Origin of the sequence: Williamsia sp. (genome assembly GCF_036566845.1) — a bacterium.
Taxonomy (GTDB): Bacteria; Actinomycetota; Actinomycetes; order Mycobacteriales; family Mycobacteriaceae; genus Williamsia.
In genome coordinates, this window is the sequence record NZ_DATCVM010000042.1 from 1 (window position 1) to 15159 (window position 15159).

The 15159-nt window shown below is 66.2% G+C and carries 13 protein-coding genes; 7 read left to right on the plus strand and 6 right to left on the minus strand.

Features of this window, described 5'->3' with window-relative positions:
- The coding region (locus VIQ49_RS03760) for an EamA family transporter (protein WP_331880918.1) at positions 1-918 on the minus strand (918 nt) is incomplete at its 3' end.
- 224 nt (positions 919-1142) lie between these two features.
- On the opposite strand from VIQ49_RS03760, the gene VIQ49_RS03765 reads away from it, so the two are divergent.
- A complete protein-coding gene (locus tag VIQ49_RS03765) occupies positions 1143-1349 on the plus strand; it encodes a DUF7455 domain-containing protein (protein ID WP_331880920.1) in 207 nt (68 codons plus the stop codon).
- A gap of 77 nt (positions 1350-1426) precedes the next feature.
- Here the strand turns inward: VIQ49_RS03765 and VIQ49_RS03770 are convergent, their stop codons facing one another.
- On the minus strand, positions 1427-3169 hold the full coding sequence (locus VIQ49_RS03770) for a DEAD/DEAH box helicase (protein WP_331880922.1): 1743 nt from the start codon (positions 3167-3169) through the stop codon (positions 1427-1429).
- Between the two features lie 222 nt (positions 3170-3391).
- On the opposite strand from VIQ49_RS03770, the gene VIQ49_RS03775 reads away from it, so the two are divergent.
- Positions 3392-4522, plus strand: coding sequence for a YihY/virulence factor BrkB family protein (locus VIQ49_RS03775; protein ID WP_331880924.1), 1131 nt, complete (start codon positions 3392-3394; stop codon positions 4520-4522).
- A 24-nt stretch (positions 4523-4546) separates the two neighbouring features.
- Here the strand turns inward: VIQ49_RS03775 and VIQ49_RS03780 are convergent, their stop codons facing one another.
- A complete protein-coding gene (locus VIQ49_RS03780; protein WP_331880926.1) occupies positions 4547-4783 on the minus strand; it encodes a DUF3039 domain-containing protein in 237 nt (78 codons plus the stop codon).
- Between the two features lie 131 nt (positions 4784-4914).
- Between VIQ49_RS03780 and VIQ49_RS03785 the strand changes: the two genes are divergently transcribed.
- From VIQ49_RS03785 to VIQ49_RS03795, 3 genes are all read left to right on the plus strand, one after another.
- On the plus strand, positions 4915-5268 hold the full coding sequence (locus tag VIQ49_RS03785; protein ID WP_331880928.1) for a DUF3099 domain-containing protein: 354 nt from the start codon (positions 4915-4917) through the stop codon (positions 5266-5268).
- Positions 5265-6803 carry a DUF7059 domain-containing protein gene (locus VIQ49_RS03790; protein ID WP_331880931.1) on the plus strand — a complete coding sequence of 513 codons (1539 nt, stop codon included), beginning with the start codon at positions 5265-5267 and terminating at the stop codon, positions 6801-6803. Before VIQ49_RS03785 ends, VIQ49_RS03790 begins: the two co-directional genes overlap by 4 nt.
- 123 nt (positions 6804-6926) lie before the next feature.
- Positions 6927-7898 (plus strand): sigma-70 family RNA polymerase sigma factor, encoded by a 972-nt coding sequence (locus VIQ49_RS03795; protein ID WP_331880933.1) that lies wholly within the window; start codon positions 6927-6929, stop codon positions 7896-7898.
- Positions 7899-8002: 104 nt separating this feature from the next.
- Here VIQ49_RS03795 and VIQ49_RS03800 read toward each other — a convergent pair whose 3' ends face one another.
- Positions 8003-10741, minus strand: coding sequence for a GNAT family N-acetyltransferase (locus VIQ49_RS03800; protein WP_414731568.1), 2739 nt, complete (start codon positions 10739-10741; stop codon positions 8003-8005).
- Positions 10734-12014, minus strand: a complete 1281-nt coding sequence (locus tag VIQ49_RS03805; protein ID WP_331880937.1) for an acetoin utilization protein AcuC — start codon at positions 12012-12014, stop codon at positions 10734-10736. Before VIQ49_RS03805 ends, VIQ49_RS03800 begins: the two co-directional genes overlap by 8 nt.
- Positions 12015-12133: 119 nt before the next feature.
- Here VIQ49_RS03805 and VIQ49_RS03810 point away from each other — a divergent pair, with 119 nt between their 5' ends.
- Positions 12134-12817 carry a metal-dependent transcriptional regulator gene (locus tag VIQ49_RS03810; RefSeq protein ID WP_331880940.1) on the plus strand — a complete coding sequence of 228 codons (684 nt, stop codon included), beginning with the start codon at positions 12134-12136 and terminating at the stop codon, positions 12815-12817.
- Positions 12818-12829: 12 nt separating this feature from the next.
- The gene (galE, locus tag VIQ49_RS03815) at positions 12830-13810 is read left to right on the plus strand and encodes a UDP-glucose 4-epimerase GalE (protein ID WP_331880943.1); all 981 of its coding nucleotides are present in this window, start codon (positions 12830-12832) and stop codon (positions 13808-13810) included.
- 16 nt (positions 13811-13826) lie between these two features.
- On the opposite strand, the gene VIQ49_RS03820 is transcribed toward galE, so the two are convergent.
- On the minus strand, positions 13827-15110 hold the full coding sequence (locus tag VIQ49_RS03820) for a DUF4192 domain-containing protein (protein WP_331880946.1): 1284 nt from the start codon (positions 15108-15110) through the stop codon (positions 13827-13829).
- Positions 15111-15159 lie beyond the last annotated feature (49 nt).

Genomic DNA, 15159 nt, shown 5'->3' on the forward strand with positions numbered 1-15159 from the left:
GACGTCGTCGCGAGCTGTGAAAACGATTGCGGCGATCACCAGCGCCATGCCGCACAACTCTGCGGCAGATGGTATCTGGGAGAGCATCACCGCCCCGACAACCGCAGCCGTCACCGGAAGCAACGCCAGCAGAAGCGCGAACCGCGCGCGGGTCAGGCGCACCAGCACGATCTGGTCGAGCAGGTACGGGATCGCACTGGACATCACTCCCACGCCGACGCCGAGCGTCAGGATCCGCCAGTCCCCCAGCACGCCGTGGTCGATGGTGGTGGTCACACCGATCACCAGCGGCGCGCAGATTGCCCCGGCCACCGACAACCCGATCGCGAGGTCGTCGATCCCGTCCCGCCACGGCAATTCCGATGTCCCGTCGCCCGACACCACCTTGCCGATCAGGATGTAGCCGGCCCACAATGCGGCGGAGAGCAACGCGAAGACCACGCCGACCGGTGATCCCGAGAAGCTGGCTCCGCTCAGCAGGACCACGCCGATCAGGACCGCGAGCACGGCGATTCCGTCCGCGATCCGCCGCGAGCCGCTCGCCGCCACCACAATCGGGCCGAGAAACTCGATGGCCACCGCCACACCGAGATCGATGTGATCGATCGCCAGATAGAACGCCACGTTCATGCCCAGCGTGACCAGACCGAAGGCCGAGGCGATCAGTAGGCGCCTCCGCCCGAACGACACACCGGTCCGCGGCCAGCGCCACCCGGCCAGCGGCCACCAGATCGCCAGCAGCACGCCACCGGCACCCAGCGTCCGCAGCCAGGCCACCGCGGCGGGATTGAGTTCGTCGAACATCGGAACGGCGATCGAGGCGCCGACGTATTGGCAGATCGCCCCGATGACAAAAAGTGCGGGCACCAGCGAGATTCGTCCCGCGGACCGCGAGATCGATCGGTCGACACGCGGCATTGACACACTGTAGGTCCGATGCGGGTGGGATATACATCACACCTCGCGGGTTACGAATGTTGCAGATCGCAGGTCAGCTGTTACGGGTGAGTGACGACACACCCGGACGACCTCGGGAACAAAGACGATTCGCAAATCGTCTGAGAGAGTGAGAGCTGGATACACCACCCCGGTGTGTTAGCTCGCGAAGGGACCGCGCCACGCAGGCCCGGGACGGAGGAAAAATGTCAGACACCATCACCACGCCCCCGATCGCCATGCCATTGACCACTGCTGACCGCTGTGATCGTTGCGGCGCCGCGGCACGAGTGCGCGCCACGCTCTCCACGGGTGGGGAGCTCCTGTTCTGCCGTCACCACTTCAACGAGCACGAAGCACGACTTGTTGACATGGGTGCGACTGTGACCACGTCCGAGGACGAGCTCGTCTAACGTCTGAATCAAACAACTCTGCCGCGGTTCACTTCCGATGAACCGCGGCAGAGTTGTATGTGGGGGTCGGTCCTCGATCAGCTCCACTTGCGCAGGGCATCGATGCGCTCCTGCAGTTGTTCGGCCGTGGCCATCGCGGTGGGCGGACCGCCGAGGCGTTCGCGGAGTTCGTTGTGCACCTGGCCGTGCGGCCTCCCGGTGCGATGGTGGTGCATCGCGACGAGGCTGTTCAGCTCGCGGCGCATGGCGGTCAGCTGTTTGCCCACCGACGGCGCCCGGTCGACCGGGGGCGTTGGAACTGCGTCGGCGCTGCGGGTCTCCACCTGGTCGGACTGCCGCTTGCGAAGTAGGTCGCGCACCTGGTCGGCATCGAGCAAACCCGGCAGACCGAGGTAGTCGGCTTCTTCGTCGCTACCCGAGAACGTCGCGGTACCGAACGACGACCCGTCGAAGATGACCTGATCGAGTTCGGCATCGGCGTGCAGGGACTCGAATCCCTTCTCGTCTTCGCCGGCCTCGTCTTTTTGCTTGTTGGCTTCGTTGAGCAATGCATCGTCGAGGCCGTCGGATTCCCGGTGCGGCTTGCCCAGCACGTGATCGCGCTGCGCCTCGAGCTGGCTGGCCAACTGCAACAGCACCGGCACCGACGGCAGGAACACGCTGGCGTTCTCGCCCGGTCGCCGCGATCGCACGAAGCGGCCGATGGCCTGGGCGAAGTACAGCGGGGTGGACGCGCTGGTCGCATAGACGCCGACGGCCAGCCGCGGAACGTCGACACCTTCGGACACCATCCGGACAGCGACCATCCACTCGTCCTTGGACTCGCTGAACTCGGCGATCCGGCTGGACGACTTCGGGTCGTCCGAGAGAACCAGCGTGGGCATCTTCCCGGTGATCGCCTGCAGCAGTTCGGCGTAGTCGCGCGCGACGGTCTGATCGGTGGCGATCACCAGACCGCCGGCGTCGGGCATCCCGGTACTGCGCAGCTGCCTAAGGCGCGTGTGTGCTGCCTGCAGGACCGCCGGGATCCAATCACCGTGCGGGTCGAGTGCCGTGCGCCAAGCGCGCGCGGTGTGTTCGGCGGAGAGTGGCTCGCCGAGCCTGGCGGTGAACTCCTCGCCCGCATTGTTGCGCCAGCTCGCCTCGCCCGAATAGGCCAGGAACACCACCGGGCGCACCACGCCGTCGGCGAGGGCGTCGGAATAGCCGTAGGTGTAGTCGGCGACCGATCGGGCGCCACCGCCTGGCTCGGGTTCGTAGGTGATGAACGGGATGGGACTGTCGTCGGATCGGAAGGGCGTGCCCGTCAGCGACAACCGCCGGGTGGCGTCAGAGAAGGCCTCACGAATCGCATCACCCCAGCTTTTTGCATCACCGCCGTGGTGGATCTCGTCCAGGATCACCAGTGTCCGGCGATTCTCGGTTCGGACGCGGTGCCGCGTCGGGTGCGCTGCGACCTGCGCGTAGGTCAGGACCACGCCGTTGAAGTCGGAGCTGGTCTGGCCCGCGGAGTTGCTGAAGTTCGAATCCAGGGCAATGCCCGCGCGCGCCGCGGCACCGGCCCACTGGTGCTTGAGGTGTTCGGTGGGTGCGACGACCGTGATCTGATCCACGGTGCGGTCGGCCAGGAGTTCGGCGGCGATACGCAGGCCGAAGGTGGTCTTACCGGCCCCAGGGGTGGCCACCGCCAGGAAATCCTTCGGTGCGGCCGACAGGTACTTGGTCAGCGCCCGTCGCTGCCAGGTCCGTAGCGACGACCCGGCCGGCGCCGGGGCCGGGGTGGTTGTCGATGGCTCGGAAACGGCTGTGGGTCGGGTCACGACAGAGCACAACTCCTTGACGCAGTTGATGTTTGAACAGTGGTGCACCGTTCGACGAGGTCGATCGGGCGGCCCGGCGGTCGGTCCGGCGACGATGCGCTGCAGTGGCCGGGCACCCGGAGAATGCTACCTCGAACCGGCGACACGGTCGGTGTGACTGCCGCGGCGCGGCGGGTGTCACTGCCGCGGCGCGGCGGCGGGCATCCCGCCCGAAGTTCGGTAATGCTGGACATCATCAACGCACCAACCGGGCCGGCCCCCGATTCTTCGCCTGACCCCACGCCGTCGACGCCGACCGGTGGGGATTCCGCAGATAAGCCCACGTTTTCGGCGATCATGAAACACCTTCCCTTCATGCTGTGGAGGACGATCACGAAGTCCTGGGACGACTCGATCTTCGCGTTGGCGGCGCAGGCCGCGTTCTGGCAGACGTTGTCGCTGCCCCCGCTTCTCCTGGGATTGCTGGGAACTGTGGGGTTTATCGCAGATTGGTTCGGCCCGAACACCGAAGAGATCATCTCGGACCGGATCATCAGCTTCTCGGAGCGCACCTTCAGCCAGAACGTGGTCGACGAGATCATCCGGCCGACAGTCGACGGCGTCTTGGTCAGTGGTCGCGCCGACCTGATCTCGCTGGGCTTTCTGCTGTCCCTGTGGGCCGGGTCGTCGGCCATGGCGAGTTTTGTCGACTCGATCGTGGCCGCGCACGGCCAGCACAACGTCCGCCACCCTGTCACCCAGCGACTGTTCGCCCTCTGGCTGTACATCTGTTTCCTGGTCTTGGCGGTGCTGACGCTGCCGCTGGTCGCGCTCGGACCGACCTATGTTCGCGACGTCATCCCCGACTCGTGGCATCCGGCAACCACTGTGGCCATCAACTACGGCTACTTCCCGGCAGTGGCACTCCTGCTGATCGTCGGCCTGACCACCCTCTACCGGGTGGCTCTGGCGAAACCACTGCCCTGGCACCGGCTGGTCTGGGGCGCGTTGCTCGCCGGGCTGGTGTTCTGGTGTGCGAGCGCGCTTCTGCGCCTGTACCTGGCGGCCATCACCCAGACCGGGTACAGCTACGGCGCGCTGGCCACACCGATCGCGTTCTTGCTGTTCACGTTCTTCCTCGGCTTCGCCATCGTCGTAGGCGCCGAGTTCAATTCGATCGTGCAGCAGCTGTGGCCCGCCAACCCCACCAAGATGGACCAGATGCGCGACTGGGTGTCCCAGCAGACCAGCGATATCACCGACCAGCTCCGGGCTTCACCACCCTGGTTGCAGAGCGGTCCGATCCAGAAGAAGGCCGGCCCCATCCAGAAGCCGGATCGGTCCGACAATCAGGGCTCACCGCCCCAGGCGTGAGGCGCGCAGATCAGCTCTGAGGCGTCAGTCGCCCTTTTTCATCCGCGAGTAGATCTTCTTGCACTTCGGGCAGACCGGTGATCCCGGCTTGGCCGAACGCGTGACCGGGAAGGTCTCACCACACAGCGCGACCACGATATTGCCCATCACGGCGCTTTCCACGATCTTGTCCTTCTTCACGTAGTGGAAGAATTTCGGTGTGTCGTCCTCGGTGGTTTCGTCGGTGGTGACGTCCGGCTTGTCGAGTGTCTGCGTATCCATGGGGTCAATTCTGCATCGGCCTGGCCGATCGGGCCAATATCGACCCGAGGTGGCCGCTGCGAGGCGAAAGGAGGGCAGATAGAAGGGCCGATGTCGACCCGAGGTGGCCGCTCCGAGGCGAAAAGAGGATAGTGAAGGGCGTGGGTTCGAAAGATCACGCGCCCGAAACGTTTCTCATCACCGAGGCACAGACCTCCCTGGAAGAACAGCATCGCGCACGCGTACGCAGGTACCTGACCTTGATGGCTTTCCGTGTCCCGGCACTGGTCATTGCGGGGATCGTCTATGCGACCACCCAGAATGGCCTGCTCGCACTCGGTGTGATCGTGTTGTCCATCCCGATCCCCTGGGTTGCGGTACTGATGGCCAACGATCGTCCACCGCGGGCCAAAGACGAAGTTCTCCACTACAAATACAGCGGTCCGTACTCGCGACAGTTGACCGACGGCAGCGATTTCCACGGAATCGATCGACGCGAAGAGTGACCATTTCTGAATCAGCGGCCGCCCTGTACACCCAGGCTGACGGCCTACGTGAGGCATTCCTGCGCGCCGGCTACACCACTGACGGTGTCCTGCGCCTGCTCGGCGACCACGCACACGAAGCGCTCGGGCGCGGCGAACCGGTCCCGGCCCGCCGGATCTGCGCCGACGGCGGCGAACTCGGGGTCCTTGTCCGTCTGTTCCTGCTCGGCGACACCTGTTCGGAATCTGAGGTCGCGGCTGCGTTGCGGCCGGTGTCGGTCGACGACGCACTGCGGCACGGCATCGTGGCGCGCGACGACCGCGGCCTCCACGCCGCGATCGACCTGCGTCCGCTCGACTTCGGTGCGGGCAACCGATGGTTGTTCTCCGATCTCGACGGCACCCTGCGGCGTCACAGCATCACCGAAGACCATGTTCTCGGTGTCGGCCACGCCTCACTGTCGTTGTTGCGTGCCACGATCACCGCGCCGGTCGGTCGCCTGCTCGACGTCGGAACGGGTTGTGGTGTGCAAGCCGTGCACGCCGCCGATTTCGCCGGGCACGTCACGGCCACCGACATCACCGACCGTTCGCTGGCCATGACACGCGCCGGCATGGCCATCAACGGCATCGACGAGTCCCGGTATTCGCTCCTCAAAGGCGCGTGGTTCGGCCCGGTGGGTGGCCAGAAGTTCGATCAGATCGTCGCCAACCCGCCGTTTGTGGTCGGGCCGCCGAAGGTCACCCACACCTACCGCGACTCCGGACTCGACCTCGACGGCGCCAGTGAACTGATGTGCCGCACCGCACCAAAGTTCTTGAGCGAGGGCGGAACCGCGACGATGCTCGCCTCGTGGGTCATCACCGGCGACGACTGGCGTGAGCGGATCGCGGAGTGGATCCCTGACGAGGGCGTCGACGCCTGGGTGGTGCAACGCGATGTGGCCGATCCGGCCTTGTACGTGGGTGCGTGGTTGCGCGACGCCGGGCACGATCCGCGTGATCCGGCCTCCGCGGAGATGGCAGATCGCTGGTTGTCCCACCTCGACGAGGCGGGTGTCCGCGGCATCGGCTTCGGTTTTGTGTTCCTGCGCCGCACCGACGAGCCCACCGACCTGCTGGCCGAGGAACTCAGTCACACCTTCGAGGATCCACTCGGCGCCGAGGCTGCCGACTACCTGCGCCGGGTCGCCTGGTTGCGGAACCACGACGTGGGCGAGGAGCAGCTCTCGGTGGCCGACGGTGTCGCCCTCGAGCAGGTATCGACGCTGGCCGAAGAAGGTGGCTGGGAAGGCGTGGTCACGCGCATCCACCGCCCTGACGGCCCGCGGTGGAGCCACGAGATCGACCAGCTCGGGCAATCGCTGCTCGCCGGCCTCAACCCGGATGGTCTCTGCCTCGACGAGGTGACCGAATTGCTGGCCGTCGCGACCGGCGACGAGCGCATCGACACCGCTGCCGTACGCGACATGGTCGGGGGTCTGATCCGCCACGGCATCGTCTTGCCGGCCCGCTGGGATCAGTCCAGCCGGAAAACCTCAGTACACTCTCAGTAACTTCTCAGACCGCTTCTCGAAAGCTGCAGGTCACAGGACTCGTGGCCGGGAACCGGTGCGGAACTATCTGGACCGGCCCCTCCGTTGAACAGTGTGAAAGCAACCGCACTTGAGGAGGCCGACATGTCCAGCCCCACCACAACCATCCGTCCGCCGATGACCGAGCAGGACCTGGATGCGCAAAGCCCGGCAGCGGACCTCGTCAGGGTTTATCTGAACGGGATCGGCCGCACCGCACTTCTCAACGCCGAACAAGAAGTCGAACTGGCCAAGCAGATCGAGGTCGGTCTGTACGCCAAGCACGTTCTCGCCACCCGCAAGCGGCTGTCCGCGGTGAAGAAGAAGGACTTGGCCACGCTCATCCGCGAAGGTGAGTCTGCACGCGCCCATCTCCTCGAGGCCAACCTGCGTCTGGTCGTCTCCCTGGCCAAGCGCTACACCGGCCGTGGAATGCCCCTCCTCGACCTCATCCAGGAGGGCAACCTCGGACTGATCCGCGCGATGGAGAAGTTCGACTACGCCAAGGGCTTCAAGTTCTCCACCTACGCGACCTGGTGGATCCGTCAGGCGATCACCCGCGGCATGGCAGATCAGAGCCGCACGATCCGGCTCCCAGTCCACCTGGTGGAGCAGGTCAACAAGCTGGCCCGGATCAAGCGTGAACTGCACCAGCAGCTCGGTCGCGAGGCCACCGACGACGAGTTGTCGTCGGAGTCGGGTATCCCGGCGGAGAAGATCGCCGACCTCCTCGACCACAGCCGTGACCCGGTGAGCCTGGACATGCCTGTCGGCAGCGACGAAGAGGCCCCTCTGGGCGACTTCATCGAGGATGCAGAGGCAACGTCCGCCGAGAACGCCGTCATCGCCGGTTTGCTGCACAGCGATGTCCGGACCGTCCTGGCCACCCTCGACGAGCGGGAACAGCAGGTCATCCGCCTGCGCTTCGGCCTCGACGACGGTCAGCCGCGCACCCTCGACCAGATCGGCCGCCTGTTCGGGCTCTCCCGGGAACGCGTTCGCCAGATCGAGCGCGAGGTCATGTCGAAGCTCCGTCAGGGTGATCGGGCCGAGCGTTTGCGCGCCTACGCCAGCTGAACCACGCTCGAATGCGAGATCAGCCGCCACCAGATCCAGTCGGTGGCGGCTGATCCATGTCCGGGCCCGGTTGGCAGCAGGGCTCGGTGGATGTCAGGTCCACGTCAGAGCCGGCGAGGACCGGAATCGTGTTTGGTCGGCACCGGCCCCACGGCGATCCGGGCGGCCAGCACGGCAACACCGCGAGGTGTCGCATGAATCGGATCGCACACGACATCCCGTGTCTCCGGAATGTCGTCGACCAACGCCGAGATCCTGATCACCAGATCGATGAGTGCGCTCTTGTCGACGGGTTCGGATCCGCCGTACCCGGACAGCAGCGGCGCCGACCGGGGCGCCGCGATGAGATCTGCCGCGTCGTTCTCGGTCAACGGCAGCGCCCGGTACGCGCGGTCCCCCAGCAGATCGCTGGTCACGCCGGCAAGCCCGAACGACATCAGTGAACCGAACGACGGATCGTCGCGTACCCGGATGACGGTGCTGATCCCCTTCGGGGCCATCTGCTGCACGTGCAATCGGGACTCCCCCGTCACCTCGGCGAGTTCCACCACAGCTAGTTCCACCGAATGCTGATCGGGCAGATCGAGCCGGGCGCCCTCGCGATCGGCGCGTCCGCGCCACACCTCGGAGAACGCCTTCACCGCGACCGGGTAGCCCAGTTCATTTGCCGCAGCGACACTTTCGGCAACCGTGCTGACTTCACGGAACGGTACGATCTCGATTCCGTAGCAGCGCAGGACATCCGCGGTGACCTGGTGATCGAGCTCGATGACCGCGCCGCCGGCTCGCTCCACGGCCTCCCGGACGAGGTGCCGCGCGGTGTCGGGGTCCACATCGGCCGGACGGACGACCTGCGACGCCGGCCGGGACCGCCACTGCGCGTACCGCCAGGCGTGACCAAGTGCTTCGGCGGCCCGTTCCGGACTCGGGTACGACGGGATGGAGCCGCGCGCCGGCGTCCCGTACTTCCCCTGAACGGTGAGGCCCTGCGGGATTCCCTCCACCGCGAGGAAGGTGGTCACCACCGGCTTGTCGGCCCCGGACATCCCGGTCATCAGGGCTTGCGCGTAGCGGTCGACGCTGACCGCGACCGGCGGCACGAACACCGCGATGAGCGCGTCGACGTCGTCATCGGCGGCCGCGGTCCGGACCGCCTCCTCGAACGACTCCGGTGAGGCGGCCGGACCGAGATCGACACGCTGGACAACCTGCAGCCCGAAATGACTGCCCGCCTCCTGCGCCAGCACACCGAGTGCCGTCGAGTTGCCGACGATGCTCACCCGCGGTCCCCGGGGCAACGGCTGATAGGCGAATACCGTTGCGCAGTCGAAGAGTTGGCCGATGGTGCTGACCTGGATGACACCGGCCTGGGCCAGCAGGGCCCGGGTACTCGCGTCGTCGAGCGAATGATCTGCCGCCGCCATCGCCGGGGGTACCGCGCCGCGGCCCGATTTCACCGCCACCACCGGCTTGCCACTGGCGACCCGCCGCGCGAGCCGCGTGAACTTTCGCGGGTTACCGAAACTCTCCAGGTACAGGAGCACCACTTCGGTCTCGGGGTCGGTGTCCCAGTACTGCAATACGTCGTTGCCCGAGACGTCGGCACGGTTGCCTGCGGAGACGAACGTCGACAGCCCGAGCTGCCGGCGGGCGGCCGTGTCCAGGATCGCGATGCCCAGCGCGCCGGACTGGCAGAAGAATCCCACCGCACCGCGACCGGGCACGTGCGGGGCGAGGGTGGCATTGAGAGAGATCTCCGGATCGGTGTTGACCACCCCGAGCGCATTCGGACCGACCAGGCGCATGCCGTGTTCCCGGACCGATTCGACCAGCCGCCGTTCCGACTCGAGCCCCGAATCACTGGTCTCACCGAATCCGGCGGAGAGCACCAGCATGGTCTTGACACCCTTGTGCAGACAGTCGTCGAGGACCTCTTCGACGGCGTCTGCCGGCACCGCCACGATCGCGAGGTCGACCGGGTCCGGGATGTCGCGCACCGTCGAGTAGGCGCGGATACCCCGGACCGCCCGGTGTTCGGAGTTGACCGGGAAGACCGGGCCGGTGAATCCCCCCGCAATCACGTTGGCCAGCACCGCATTTCCGACCTTGAGTCGGTCCACGGAAGCGCCGATCACCGCCACCGAACCGGGACGCAGCAGGTTGGCGACACTACGCGCCTCGGAGCCGCGCTCGCGGGCGTTGCGCACCGACAGCAGGGCCTCGGTCGGGTCGATGGTGAACTCCACGTGGATGGTGCTGCCGTCAAAGCTCCGTCGGAGCTGATATCCGGCGTCGCGGAACACCGCGACCATGTTCGGGTTCTCCGCGAGTACCTCCGCCTCGAACTTCTCGAATCCGCATTCGGCCGCCGCCCCCGCGAGGTGTTCGAGCAGGACCGGACCGAGCCCGCGGCCCTGGTGCTCATCGGCAACGACGAAGGCCACTTCAGCCGTGGTGGCCTTGCCGCTCGCACCGAGTCCCTCGTAGATGCCGATGGCGATGATGTCGCCGCCGAGGACACCCACGAACGCGACCCGGGTGTAGTGGTCGACCGTGGTCATCCGGGCCAGTTCCCGCGCGGGGATGTGCGGGAAGGGACCGAAATATCGCAGATAGCGAGTCCGCTCCGACAGCCCGGAATGAAACTTGACCAGCGCCTCGGCGTCTTCGGGAACGATGGGCCGGAGATGGACGACGCCACCGTCGCTGGCCAGCACGTCGGCGATCCAATGGCGGGGATAGTCGTGTGGTCCACGCTGATCGGGCGGCACGCTCTCGGGCTCGGACTTGCCGAGATCGGAGGTGCCGACGTCAGACTTGCCGTTCTCAGTGTTCTCAGTCACGGGGATCCTCCGGGTCTAGACCGCACAGCGGGTAGACGGCTCGGCGCGTCGCCGTGATGGTGGCGTCCAGGCGGGTTTGCGCCGCCTCGGTGACACCGTCCATCAGCGGGCCTCCACCATCACCATCCCACGGCAGATAGTCCAGATCGCCACCGTCGGTCATTGTGAGTGCCGGATCACTCCGGAGCGACTCATCGAGCAGCTGCCCTTCGATTGTGGCTGCCTCCCGCCAACTTTCGTCGATCACGGTGTCGGGTGCGATGTCGTTGTCGGTGACCGCGGCGATCAGGTGGGTCCAGCTGCGCGGGACCACGTCGACGATCCCGTATCCACCGCCCCCGACCGCGAGCCATCGCCCCTCGGAGTATTTGTCGGCGAGGTCGCGCATCGCGAGTATCGCGGCCCGCTGGCCGTCGACCGTGAGCGACAGGTCGGTCAGCGGGTCGCGGACGTGACTGTCGGCACCGCACTGACTGACGATGATCTGTGGCCGGAAGTGTTCGATCACACCGGGGACGGTCGCATTGAAGGCCCGTAGCCAGAGTTTGTCGCCCGTCTCCGGCATCAGGGCGATGTTCATCGCGGTTCCCCGGCCGTCGTGCTCCCCCACCTCCTCGGGCCAGCCGCTCCCCGGCCACAGGGTTGCCGGATGCTGGTGCAGCGACACCGTCAGCACCCGCGGATCCGCTGCGAAGACCTTCTGCACCCCGTCACCGTGGTGGGCGTCGATGTCGATATACGCGATCCGGTCGTAACCCTGATCGAGGAGCCACCGGATCGCGACCGCGCAGTCGTTGTAGATACAAAAACCGGCCGCGTGCCCGGGCATCGCGTGGTGCATACCGCCGCCGATGTTGACGGCACGCTGCACCGACCCGGACGCGATGGCCGCCGCGGCGGCCATCGTTCCCCCGACCAGCACACTGGCCGCGCCGTGCATGCCCTCGAAGGCGGGATTGTCGGCACTGCCGATACCGAACAAGCGCTCGAGAAGGTGCGCTGCGCCCTTGGTGTGGTCGTCGATCCTTGACGCGGCCCGGACCGCGTCAAGGTAAGAGGACGTGTGCACGGTCTGCAACAGCCTGTCGTCCACCGGCAGGGGCGGACGGGTCTCCACGCCGTCGAGCACTCCCAGCGACCGTGCCAGCGACATCGTCAGCGCCAGCCTGACCGGGTTCATGGGGTGCGCAGGCGTCCATCGGTACCGCAGGAATTCGTCGCTCCAGATCACTGCCGCGGGCTGGGGATCCGACGTATGTGACCGAATGCTCATGAACCCGAGCCTAGTGGCCTGCCCGACCCCGCAGGCACTGTGACCCACGACCTTCTTAGGGTTACCGACTTCACTGTTCCGGACAGGTAACCTGGGTCCAGACGAAAGGGATGGGGATCGTGAACGAACTGATCGACACGACGGAAATGTATCTCCGGACAATCTACGACCTCGAGGAAGAAGGCATCGTTCCGCTGCGTGCGCGTATTGCCGAGCGTCTCGAACAAAGCGGACCCACCGTGTCACAAACCGTAGCGCGGATGGAGCGCGACGGCTTGGTACTCGTTGCCGGAGACCGCCATCTCGAGTTGACCGACAAGGGCCGCAATCTCGCCACCTCGGTCATGCGCAAGCATCGGCTCGCGGAGCGTCTGCTGGTCGACGTCATCGGGATGCCGTGGGAGGACGTTCACGCCGAGGCGTGCCGCTGGGAACACGTGATGAGTGAGAACGTCGAGCGCCGGCTACTCGAGGTCCTCGATCATCCGACCACCTCGCCGTACGGAAATCCGATTCCGGGACTGGAACAGTTGGGCTATTCGCCGACCAGCACGCCGACCCCGATGACGCGGATCTCCGATCTGCCGCAGGGTGAGCCGGTTGCGGTGATCGTGCGCAGGTTGTCCGAGCACGCACAGGCCGACCCGGAGTTGATCAGTGCGCTTCAGGACGCCGGCGTCGTTCCGAGCGCCCGCGTCAATATCACGGTGTCGCCGGATTCGATCGTGATCAGCACACCGGGGCACACCGGTCTGCTGCTCTCGGAAGAGATGGCGCATTCGGTCCAGGTCGAGAAAGTCTGACAACAGACCTCAATGAGACTCCTTGTCACCGGCGGTGCCGGTTACGTGGGTAGCGTCTGCGCCCGCGTCCTGATCGAACACGGCCACGACGTGACCATCGTCGACAATTTGTCGACCGGGAATGCGGACGCGCTTCCCGAGGGTGCGGTGTTCGTCGAGGGCAACGTCCGCGATGTGGCGGCCGGTGTCCTGACGGCACAACCCTTCGACGGTGTCCTGCATTTCGCCGCACAATCGCTCGTCGGCGAATCCGTCGAGCAACCGGAGAAATACTGGTACGGCAACGTTGTCGAGTCGCTCTCGCTGCTCGAGGCGATCCGGTCGTCGGGTACGCCGCGATTGGTCTTCTCGTCCACCGCGGCAACGTACGGTGAGCCGGAGTCGGTCCCGATCCTGGAATCGGCACCCACCCGTCCCACCAATCCGTACGGTGCCACCAAGTTGGCCATCGACCACGCGATCACGTCATATGCCCACGCCCACGGTCTCGCGGCCACCAGTCTGCGGTACTTCAATGTGGCCGGGGCTTACGGCAGCGCGGGTGAGAACCGTGTGGTCGAGACGCATCTGATCCCGCTGGTCCTCCAGGTGGCGCTCGGTCACCGCGAGCACATCAAGATGTTCGGCACCGATTACCACACCGACGACGGCACGGCGATCCGCGACTACATCCACGTCGAGGATCTCGCGCAGGCGCACGTCCTGGCGCTCGAAGCGGCCGTTGCCGGCCGCCATGAGATCTTCAACCTCGGAAGTGGCACCGGTTTCTCTGTGCGGCAAGTCATTTCGGCCGTCGAAGACGTCACCGGCCTGGAGATCCCGGTGGTGGATGCGCCACGGCGGGCCGGAGATCCGGCGGTGCTGATCGCGTCGAGCGACAAGGCCATCGCCGAGCTCGGGTGGTATCCAGCCAAGACCGACCTGTCGGTGATCGTCGCCGATGCGTGGGAGTACACCCGCGCGCTCGGCGAACGCGCCCATTCTGCGGTGTGATCAGGGCCGGATCTGGTCAGGCCGCCGGGTTCATCACCGGCTCGGGCAGATCCACACCCAGCGACCGGGCGACGAGGTAGCCGGTCTGGGCACACTGCCCGATCACCTGCGGCGGTATTCCCCGGGTCAGCGCGTCGCTGTACAACGCGGCCATCGAGTATCCGGGGCTCGCTTCGAGCGCGAGGTCGAATGCGGTGCCGGCCATTGCTCCGTTGCCGTGCACATAGTGCACAAATCCCAGAAGGGTCGCAGCGGCCGCCTGACCTCGGCCACGGAGCCGGCGACAGAGTGTCACCCACACCCGCTCGGCTTCGGTCCACAGGGCGGTGACCGCCAAGGCCAGTAGCGCGTCCCGGACGTAGAGTTCGCGCAGCGCCTTGTCGAGGACCCGCAGTTCGTCGCAGGTCAGCTCGCAGGAGCCGCCCCGGCGGATCAATGACAGGGCGAACTCGAGATCCTGCCGCTCCTGCAGCCGACGCATGTGGTCGACAACCACGTCCAGCGGCGTCCGGGCGTCTCCGAATGCACCCGCACTGTCCTCCAGCACCTTCCGGGCGATGAACGTCTGGTCCACCGCACCCGATTCGCCGGACATGGAGTCCGAGTTCAGCCGGGCCCGGTCGGCCGCGAGATCGCGGTAGGCGAGATCGTCCGCCGCCGATTCGGCGTGCGCATCACAGTCCGGGTCACCGCAATGCGGCAGCGGCGCCAGGTGGTCGGCCATCTCATCGCGGGTGGCCAGTACGCGCCGGCCTTTGGTCACCGCCCGGGCCACGGCCACCGGACTGATCAGCGGGTCACCCACCAGACCTGATTCCATACCGAAGTCCGGCGGCATGCCCGACCATCCGTCGGCGGACCATCCGCATTCCAGATCTTCGCCAGATCTGCTGTCCCACACCGTCTGCCACAGACTACCGGCCGTGATCGAGGCAGTGACGAAGGCTCCGTGGAGGCCGCCGGTCGCCGGCAACCGGCGGTGGAGGACAGCGGCGAGCCGCCGGTATTCGTCGGAGTTGATCGGATAGGTGTCGTCGACGATGACGGCCACGACCCGCACCACCTCGTAGGACTCGCAGACCGCGGCGAGATGCTCGATCACCCCGAGCATCGCGGGTGTGGGCACGCCGTCGTCGCCGAAGGTGAGGTCGTGGCGCATCGTCGTGCCGATCTCGGTCCCGTCACCGTCGAAGGTGACGAGGATCAGCGACCGCTCCGGGATGAAGCCGAGCAGGGCCGGGATCGCGGTGATCAGTGCGCCCGGACCGGATACCGATGTTGTGTATTTGTCAGATGTCATGTGGTGATGGTCGGGCCCGCGGCCGACCCGACATCGTCACCGATCGTGC

Coding starts and splice junctions, on each gene's coding strand:
- VIQ49_RS03765 (WP_331880920.1), top strand. CDS start 1,143: ATGTCAGACACCATCACCACGCCCCCGATCGCCATGCCATTGACCACT.
- VIQ49_RS03775 (WP_331880924.1), top strand. CDS start 3,392: ATGCTGGACATCATCAACGCACCAACCGGGCCGGCCCCCGATTCTTCG.
- VIQ49_RS03780 (WP_331880926.1), bottom strand. CDS start 4,783: ATGGATACGCAGACACTCGACAAGCCGGACGTCACCACCGACGAAACC.
- VIQ49_RS03795 (WP_331880933.1), top strand. CDS start 6,927: ATGTCCAGCCCCACCACAACCATCCGTCCGCCGATGACCGAGCAGGAC.
- VIQ49_RS03805 (WP_331880937.1), bottom strand. CDS start 12,014: ATGAGCATTCGGTCACATACGTCGGATCCCCAGCCCGCGGCAGTGATC.
- galE (WP_331880943.1), top strand. CDS start 12,830: ATGAGACTCCTTGTCACCGGCGGTGCCGGTTACGTGGGTAGCGTCTGC.
- VIQ49_RS03820 (WP_331880946.1), bottom strand. CDS start 15,110: ATGACATCTGACAAATACACAACATCGGTATCCGGTCCGGGCGCACTG.